This is a genomic window from Paracoccus panacisoli, assembly GCF_042435015.1.
GTDB classification, from domain to species: Bacteria; Pseudomonadota; Alphaproteobacteria; order Rhodobacterales; family Rhodobacteraceae; genus Paracoccus; species Paracoccus panacisoli.
This window is the reverse complement of record NZ_JBHMQU010000008.1, coordinates 1-7581: the sequence shown is the minus strand read 5'-3', so window position 1 is coordinate 7581 and position 7581 is coordinate 1. Positions and strand designations below refer to the sequence as shown.

General features: G+C 71.6%; 6 protein-coding genes. 4 read left to right on the top strand and 2 right to left on the bottom strand.

The annotated features are described in order from the left end of the window. On the bottom strand, positions 1-982 hold a 982-nt coding region (gene dusB, locus ACFHYO_RS01665), incomplete at its 3' end, for a tRNA dihydrouridine synthase DusB (RefSeq protein ID WP_394317899.1). A gap of 367 nt (positions 983-1349) precedes the next feature. On the opposite strand from dusB, the gene ACFHYO_RS01660 reads away from it, so the two are divergent. The 4 genes from ACFHYO_RS01660 to ACFHYO_RS01645 all read left to right on the top strand — a co-directional run bounded on the left by ACFHYO_RS01660 (position 1350) and on the right by ACFHYO_RS01645 (position 6566). Further along, positions 1350-2732, top strand: a complete 1383-nt coding sequence (locus tag ACFHYO_RS01660; protein ID WP_394317897.1) for an L-serine ammonia-lyase — start codon at positions 1350-1352, stop codon at positions 2730-2732. Between the two features lie 162 nt (positions 2733-2894). After that, entirely contained in the window at positions 2895-3446 is a 552-nt protein-coding gene (locus tag ACFHYO_RS01655) for a hypothetical protein (RefSeq protein ID WP_036736487.1), read from the top strand. 184 nt (positions 3447-3630) lie between these two features. Then, positions 3631-5904 (top strand): YjbH domain-containing protein, encoded by a 2274-nt coding sequence (locus ACFHYO_RS01650; RefSeq protein WP_394317895.1) that lies wholly within the window; start codon positions 3631-3633, stop codon positions 5902-5904. Continuing rightward, positions 5901-6566 carry a YjbF family lipoprotein gene (locus ACFHYO_RS01645; protein WP_394317893.1) on the top strand — a complete coding sequence of 222 codons (666 nt, stop codon included), beginning with the start codon at positions 5901-5903 and terminating at the stop codon, positions 6564-6566. Before ACFHYO_RS01650 ends, ACFHYO_RS01645 begins: the two co-directional genes overlap by 4 nt. A gap of 150 nt (positions 6567-6716) precedes the next feature. On the opposite strand, the gene ACFHYO_RS01640 is transcribed toward ACFHYO_RS01645, so the two are convergent. Beyond that, the gene (locus ACFHYO_RS01640; RefSeq protein WP_394317891.1) at positions 6717-6959 is read right to left on the bottom strand and encodes a hypothetical protein; all 243 of its coding nucleotides are present in this window, start codon (positions 6957-6959) and stop codon (positions 6717-6719) included. Positions 6960-7581: the final 622 nt, after the last annotated feature.

Here is a 7581-nt window from a genome sequence, read left to right as displayed (position 1 = left end):
CCGCCATCAGCGCGCGGCGCGCGCCGTCGGCGTCGGGCAGCCCGGCCGCGGCCAGATACCAGCCGAGGTGCTTGCGGGCGACGCGCATCCCCAGCGCCGCGCCGTAATGCTGCAGAATGTCGTCGTGGTGCGCCGCGACGGCGTCGGCGAGCGCGGCGCCGACCGGCACGCGGGGCGCGGCGGTGCCGTGCAGCGCGTGAGCGATCTGGGCCAGCCGCCACGGTGCGCCCTGCGCGCCGCGCCCGACCATCACCGCGTCCGCCCCCGCCGCGGTCCGCGCCGCGCTGGCGCTTGCGGCATCCACCACGTCACCGTTGGCGACCAGCGGCAGGTCCGGGACCGCCGCGCGGACGGCGCGGATCGCCGCCCAGTCGGCCGCGCCGTCATAGAACTGTGCCCGGGTGCGGCCGTGCACGACGATCATCCGCACGCCTGCGTCCCGCGCCCGTCGGGCGAGGTCGGGGGCGTTCAGGCAATCGGCATCCCACCCGAGCCGCATCTTCAGCGTCACCGGCAGGTCGGGGACCGCCGCCACGACCGCCTCGATCAGGCTCAGCGCCCGGTCGGGCTCGCGCATCAGCGCCGCCCCCGACAGACCGCCGGTGACCTTGCGGGCCGGGCAGCCCATGTTGATGTCGATGATCGCGGCGCCCATGCCCTCGACGATGCGCGCCGTCTCGGCCATCGGCCCCGGCTCGCGCCCGGCGATCTGGACGCTGACCGGGACGCCGTTCTCCTCGACCATCGCCTTGGCGCGGACGGCGGCGCGGGTCGAGGGACGCGGCGTCACCATCTCGGTCGAGGCGACCATCTCGCTCACCACCAGCCCGGCGCCGTGGCGGGCCACAGCGCGGCGGAACGGCAGGTCGGTGATCCCCGCCATCGGGGCAAGGAACACCGGCGCCCCGAGCGTGATCCCGCCAAGCCGGATCGGCGGCTCGGGCGCGGGGGTTGCGGGCGAAGGCGTCGGGCGGGTGGTCATGGGTGGCACTTGGACCTGTCGGGGCGGCGGGGGGTAGCGGTGACGCGGCGGCGCGGGTGGCGCGGCGGACGCGGATGCGCGGCCTGCCGCAGTTTGCAGCCATATGCCCATTTTCCGGGCACTCTGCAAACCACTCGCTGGGCGAGGATGGCGGCTCGGTCCGGGCAGCCGCTCCGTGTGCAGCCGGGGAGGTCGGATCGGGTGCAGACCCCGCGGCTCGCCAGCAAACCGGCGCACCCGCCGCCGCGCAGCCGCCTCCGCCGCGCCCCCAAGCCTCCCCCTTTCGCGCCACTTGGCGACCGTCGGGCTGCGGCCTATCGTCGCCCTGACCACCCCGCCCCGCCCCCTGATCCATGAGGCCCACGCGATGTTCCTGTCCGTCTTCGACCTCTTCAAGGTCGGCATCGGCCCCTCCTCCTCGCACACGATGGGGCCGATGGTGGCGGCGGCGCGGTTCCTCGAGGCGCTCAGGGCCGCGCCGTTCCACGCCCACGGGCTGCGGGCGAGCCTGCACGGCAGCCTTGCCTTTACCGGCAAGGGCCACGCCACCGACCGGGCGGTGATGCTGGGCCTCGCCGGGCTGACCCCCGAGACGATGGACGCCGAGGCCGCCGCGGCCGCGCTTGCCGCGCTGGAAAGCCAGCGCGCGGTCAGCCCCGAGGGGCTGGGCCAGCTCGCCTTCGACCCGGCCCGCGACCTGATCTTCGACTTCGACCGGCCGCTGCCGGGGCATCCGAACGGGATGATCCTGATGGCCACCGACGCGCAGGGCGACGTGATCCTGCGCGAGACCTACTACTCGATCGGCGGCGGCTTCGTGCTGACCGAGGCGGAACTGGCCGAGCGCGCGGGCGACCGGCGCAGCGACGCGGCGGCGGCCGTCCCCTACCCCTTCGCCACCGCGGCCGAGATGCTGGCCATGGCCGAGGCCTCGGGCCTCACGATCGCCGCGATGAAGCGCGCCAACGAGCGCACCCGCCGCAGCGCGGCCGAGATCGACGCCGGGCTCGACCGGATCTGGCAGGTGATAGCGGACTGCATGGACCGCGGCCTCGCGGCGACGGGCACCCTGCCCGGCGGCCTCAACGTCCGCCGTCGGGCGCATGGCGTCCACCAGTCGCTTCTGGCCGAGCGGGGGATGAACCTCGCCCCGCCCCACGTCGTCAACGACTGGCTGTCGGCCTATGCGATGGCGGTGAACGAGGAGAACGCGGCCGGCGGGCAGGTCGTCACCGCCCCCACCAACGGGGCCGCGGGCGTGGTGCCGGCGGTGATCCGCTACTGGCTCGACCATGTGCCGGGGGCCAGCCGGGCGCAGCTCGGGGATTTCCTGCTGACCGCGGCGGCGGTGGGCGGGCTGGTCAAGCACAACGCCTCGATCTCGGGGGCCGAGGCGGGCTGCCAGGCCGAGGTCGGCAGCGCCAGCGCGATGGCCGCGGCGGGGCTGGCCGCGGTGCTGGGCGGCACGCCCGAACAGGTCGAGAACGCCGCCGAGATCGCGCTCGAGCATCATCTGGGCATGACCTGTGACCCGGTGCGCGGGCTGGTGCAGGTGCCCTGCATCGAGCGGAACGGCCTGGGCGCGATCAAGGCGGTGTCGGCGGCAAGCCTCGCGCTCAGGGGCGACGGGGCGCATCTCGTGCCGCTCGACGCGGCGATCGAGACGATGCGCCAGACCGGCCGCGACATGAGCGAGAAGTACAAGGAGACCTCGCTCGGCGGGCTGGCGGTGAACGTGCCGAACTGCTGACCCGCGGGCGCGGTCACGACCCCGCGAAGTGTTGATGCCACAGCCGGGCGCGATCCTGCCGGTGGCGGGCGCTTGCGCTTGTCTTGGCGGCCCGGCGTGACGTAAGGCTGTCAGCAAAACAAGGCAGGTCCTGCGGGCCTGCACGGGACAGGAACCGAACCGATGCGACTTCGCCTCATCATTCTGGCCGCGCCGCTGGCGCTGGCGGCCTGCGACGACCAGGCCATGAAGGACTTCCGGATGCCGTGGGACAAGCCCGAGCCGGTGGTCGCGGCGCCCGCCGCCCCGGCCGCGCCGCCCAAGCCCTCGATCCCCGAGCCGACCGGCGCCTCGCCGACCCAGCAGCCGCTCGAGGTCGCGGGCGACCGCACCCGCGTCGCCACCGCCGACGCCGAGACGCTGGACATCAACAGCTTCACCGCCGGCGGCGAGGGGTGGAGCGCCACGGTCAGCGGCAAGTCGGTCAAGTTCGAGCGCCCGGGCGCCAAGGCCGCGACGGTCAGCGTCCAGCGCCTCGCCTATGCCAAGGGCGTGGAATACGTGGGCACGCTGAACGACACCGCCTTTGCGCTGAACATCCGCGGCCAGGATTGCGGCGGCCAGCCGATGACCGCGACGCTGCGCGCGAACGGCCGGACCTTCACCGGCTGCGCCTCGCCCACCGCCGCCAAGGCGGCCGCGTCCGCCAAGCCGGCGACGAAGCCCGGCGCCTGACCCGACCCGCCGGCGGTCCCCTCGGGGCGCGCCGGTGCGACAGTTTCGCCGGGACCGACCGGCCAAGACCACTCGGGCGGGCGGCGCGCTGCCGCCCATCCGCTGCCGAAGATCCTGACCGCCCCTTGGTGCTACGTGCGCCGGACGGGGCGGACCGGCCAGCCCGCTCAGAAGGACCGACCGCATGACGCCGCGCCGCCCCCTCGCCGACCCACCCCCCACCCTGCCGGGCCACCGCTCGCCGGCCCGCCGCCGCCTGCTCGCCTCGGCCCTGCCGGCGGTGGCGCTGGTGCTGGTCGTGCCGGTCGCCGCCGGGGTCGCCCCCGCGCAGGCCGACCCGATGATCGGCACCGTGCTGAACCGCTACGGGATGCCCGGCATCATCGACACGCCCACCGCCGAGGCGCTGCCCGACGCCACGCTGTCGGCGGCGTTGTCGTGGAACGAACTCGGCAGCCGCGCAGGCATCGGATTCCAGGTCCTGCCGCGCGTGTCGGCCACTCTGCGCTACGGCAAATTCGACAGCACCGAGGAAAAGCGGGGATACGTCCGCGACCGCTCGTTCGATGTCCGCGTCCTGTTGCTCGACGAGCGCGAGGGCAGCTGGCAGCCCTCGGTCGCGGTCGGTCTGCAGGATTTCGTCGGCACCGGCTTCTATTCGTCCGAATATGTCGTGGCGACCAAGACCGTGACCCCGCGGCTGCGGGTCTCGGCGGGTCTTGGCTGGGGCCGACTCGCCTCGAGCGGCGGGATTGGGTCTCCGTTCGGGGACCGGGGCGCCCCGGACGAGGGCACCGGGGGCTCTCTCAACACCGACCAGTGGTTCAAGGGCGAGGCTGCGCCCTTCCTCGGCTTGTCGTGGCAAGCGACCAACAAGCTCACCCTGCTGGCCGAATACTCGGGCGACGACTACGCGTGCGAGACCGGCGACGCCGAAAACTGTCCCCGCGCTGTCTGGCTTTCGGACAAGGAGCCGTTGAAGAACAACGTCAATCTGGGGTTCAGCTGGCAGGCCGGCGAGAACTACGAGATCGGCGGTTACGTGCTGGGTGGCAAACACTTCGGCATTCAGGCGAGCATGACGCTCAATCCCCGCCGGGCACCCTACCCGTCGGGACTGGAAAAGGGGCCGGCGCCGGTTCGCGTGCGCGTGGCGCCGTCGGCAGACCCCGAGGGCTGGTCGGGCGTCTGGGCCGGTGATCCCACCGCGCAACCGGCGATCCAGAAGGCGCTCGGCGACGCGCTGGCCAAGGAAGGCCAGACGCTCGAGTCGATGGTGCTGACCGCCAACCGCGCCGAGGTCCGCATCCGCAACAACCGTTACATCCAGCAGGCCGAGGCCGTGGGCCGCACCGCGCGGCTGATGACGAGGGCCCTGCCCCCGTCGGTCGACACGCTCGTCGTGACCTCGGTCGAGGGCGGGATGCCGACCTCGTCCGTGACCATGCGGCGCGCCGACGTCGAGCGGCTGGAGAACACCGAGGCCGGGCAGATCGCCGCCGCCGCGGCGCTGACGGACGCCGAGCCCCGTCCGGCCGGGCTGGTCCTGTCCCCCGGCGTGGCACCGCGCTTCCAATGGTCGCTGCGCCCGTCGCTGAACACCGGCCTTTTCGACCCCGAACAGCCGTTCCGCTATGACATCGGGCTGACCGCCCGGGCTAGCTACGAGATCGTGCCGGGCCTGACGGCCAAAGGCGCCGTGCGGCAGCGCCTGTTCGGCAACGCCGACCGCGAGGCACCCGGCGGACTGAGCGTGGACGAATATCTGGCCCTCGACGATGACGAGATCGCGGCGCGCAACAACGGGGTCTACCGGGTGCGCTCGGACGGGCGGATGTATTCGGGCAACAAGCAGCCCCGCATCCCCTACATGACGCTGAACTGGAATACCCGGCCGACTGACACCACCTATGCCCGCGTCACGGTCGGCCTGCTTGAGAACATGTATGGCGGCGTCTCGGGCGAGATCCTGTGGAAGCCGGTGAATTCGCGGCTGGCACTCGGTGCCGAAGTCAACCGCGTCCGCAAGCGCGACTACCGCGACAACTTCGGCTTCCTCGACTACGAGGTGACCACCGGCCACGTCTCTGCCTATTACGAGTTCGGCGACGGCTTCGTCGGACAGCTCGACGTGGGCAGGTATCTGGCCGGCGACACCGGCGCGACGGTCAGCCTGACGCGCGAGTTTGCCAGCGGCTGGTCGGTCGGCGCCTACGCCACCAAGACCGACCTCTCGGCCGAGGAATATGGCGAGGGCTCGTTCGACAAGGGTGTTTCCGTCCGCATCCCGATGTCCTGGGCGCTCGGCACGCCGAGCAAGCAGACCGTGGGCGGGACGCTCAGCTCGCTCAACCGCGATGGCGGGCAGCGGGTCCGGGTCGAGGGACGGCTGTACGACACGATTCGCGACAGTCACTCGACCAAACTCTACGACGGCTGGGGAAGGTTCTGGCGATGATGGCAGATTGGCGAAATCTCGGCTGCCGGCTGGCGCTCCTCGCGCTCGTGGCCGGCTGTTCCAGTGCGAATTCGGGCAGCGAACAGACCTCGACCTCGTCGCTGTCGATCGCACGGACGGCCCTGACGCAAATCATCGCGCAGCGGCAGCAGGATCGGTCTCCGCAGCCGGCCCCCGATCCCTCGCGGATGGCGGCCGAGGCCCTGTCGGTGAACCCCGGGCCGCTGATCATGGTCGGTCTCGAGGGGATGGGCACGACGCAGGTCATGGCCATGACCGGAAACAATGCCCCTGCCGGAACCCGCACCTACATGACCAGCAACGAACAGGCGGTGATCATGCGCGGCTTCATGCTGTCGGGCACGCGCGGGCTGGGCAACGATCTGTCGGTCGCTGAAGCAAGTGGCACGGCGGCACTGGTGGCCGCTGGCCGGTCGGGTCCGGCGCGCCGTACGATGCGCTATTACAGCGGCGACGGGCTGGAGCGGCCGTTGGTCTTCGATTGCGAGGTTGGTCCAGGCCCGAAGGCGGGCGTCATGGTCGAACGCTGCGCCGGACACGGCGTCCGGTTCGAGAACAGCTACCTGCCCGGATCGGGCGTATCGCGGCAATGGATCGGCCCGGCGCTTGGATACGCGACGATCCAGGTATTGCGGAACTGATCGCTCCCATTCGTTGACGAAAAGGCCCGCCGCTGCGCGGGCCTTTTCATTTGCGACAGGTGGAGAGCGTCTTTCGTGCCGGAACCGCTTGGATATGAAAAAGGGCCAGTCTTGCGACTGGCCCTGATCATTAGCTGATCCTGAAAGGAATCAGTTGGCCGGGGTTTCCGGGGTGTCGTCGTCGTCGTCGTCGTCGCTGTCCGAAGCAACGGCGGCGATAACGCCCAGCAGCAGCAGCGCCGGGACAACCAGGCCAGCGTTGGTCGACGCCGGCTTGGTGTCGACGACGACGGGCTCGACGTCCACGACGGGGGCGACATAGCCACCGGCCAGAGCGGTCGAAGCGGACAGGCCCAGGGCCAGGGCGAAGGTAGCGAATTTGGTCATGATCATGCTCCGTACTTTTTTGAAGTCTGCCGGTTGCCCGACAGCATCGAAGCGACAGTCGCATAACTGCCCGATGTTGGAAAGCCGATGAGTCCGGCAATCGGTCGGGTCAGGCGCCACTGTTGCATATTCGCCAACACCTTGCGGGGCACCGGGTTCCCGTGTCGGCGAAGCCGCTGGAAATGATTGGAGTCCCGCCGCCTGCGCGGCGTCGTGCCGAAAACTTGACTACGAACGGGGGTAAAACAGGCCACACGCGCGGAACCATCGACGCGCGAGCGGCATGGAGCTTTTCGCCCGCGCTGACTCCCGCCTTCATCGCCCCGAATCGACAGGGGCGCCTTGCGGCGCCCCCTCGTCTTTCTCTCGTGTCAGCCCCGCCCGCGCGGCTTGCCCGGACCGCTCGGTCGGGGACCGCCGGGACGCGGACCGCCCGGACCCGGGCGCCCGCCCGGTGCGGCACCGCGCGGCCCGCCCGGCTTGCCACCCGTGGGCTTGCCCCCGGTCGGACGCGGACCCGACGGCTTGCCGCCGAAGGGCTTCCCGCCGGGTTTGCCCCCCGCCGGCTTGCCGGCGAACGGCCGGGGTCCGCCCGGCTTGCCGCCGTCGGCCCGAGGCCCGCGCGCCC

What these genes read in the sequence shown, in the direction of transcription:
- ACFHYO_RS01650 (WP_394317895.1), top strand. Translation starts at nt 3,631, where the DNA reads ATGACGCCGCGCCGCCCCCTCGCCGACCCACCCCCCACCCTGCCGGGC.
- ACFHYO_RS01660 (WP_394317897.1), top strand. Translation starts at nt 1,350, where the DNA reads ATGTTCCTGTCCGTCTTCGACCTCTTCAAGGTCGGCATCGGCCCCTCC.
- ACFHYO_RS01640 (WP_394317891.1), bottom strand. Translation starts at nt 6,959, where the DNA reads ATGATCATGACCAAATTCGCTACCTTCGCCCTGGCCCTGGGCCTGTCC.
- ACFHYO_RS01645 (WP_394317893.1), top strand. Translation starts at nt 5,901, where the DNA reads ATGATGGCAGATTGGCGAAATCTCGGCTGCCGGCTGGCGCTCCTCGCG.
- ACFHYO_RS01655 (WP_036736487.1), top strand. Translation starts at nt 2,895, where the DNA reads ATGCGACTTCGCCTCATCATTCTGGCCGCGCCGCTGGCGCTGGCGGCC.